This is a genomic window from Blautia sp. MCC270 (genome assembly GCF_018785605.1).
GTDB classification, from domain to species: Bacteria; Bacillota; Clostridia; order Lachnospirales; family Lachnospiraceae; genus Blautia_A; species Blautia_A fusiformis.
On record NZ_WQQD01000051.1, the window covers coordinates 1 to 458 of the forward strand.

Annotated in this window: 1 tRNA gene; it reads right to left on the reverse strand. The window is 45.2% G+C overall.

The features are described from left to right. Positions 1 to 133: 133 nt before the first annotated feature. A tRNA-Asn gene (locus tag GPK58_RS11550) sits at positions 134 to 206 on the reverse strand. Between the last annotated feature and the right edge of the window lie 252 nt (positions 207 to 458).

Below are 458 nucleotides of genomic sequence, written 5' to 3' on the forward strand. Positions count from 1 at the left end.
AGGGATGCTTAGGGACGAACTGCGCTTGTAAAGAATGGCATCAAAATGGTAATCAATTTCGATGCCATTTTGGCATAAAACGGGGCTGCCGCCCAGCAAAAATATTTGCTAATGCGACAGCCCCATAAAAAAACTCCCCCTGTTGGACTCGAACCAACGACACTGCGGTTAACAGCCGCATGCTCTACCGACTGAGCTAAGGAGGATTACTTAAATATTTAATTAAGGTTTGTACCTTAAAAACTACATACATGCTTGTTGATCGTTAATCAAACTCTTTGAATCAATTTTAACCTGCGTACCGATACTCCAGCGGTGGTCATCTCACGACTCCGTCGTTCGATGTCATTTGCTTCGCAAATGTTCAGTCTGTACCATAAATGGTTCTCCACAAGCAAGCTTGTTCCGCCCCATTTCTGTTACATCCTGCCCGCTTCCTCGGCTTGTTGGTCAAGCCC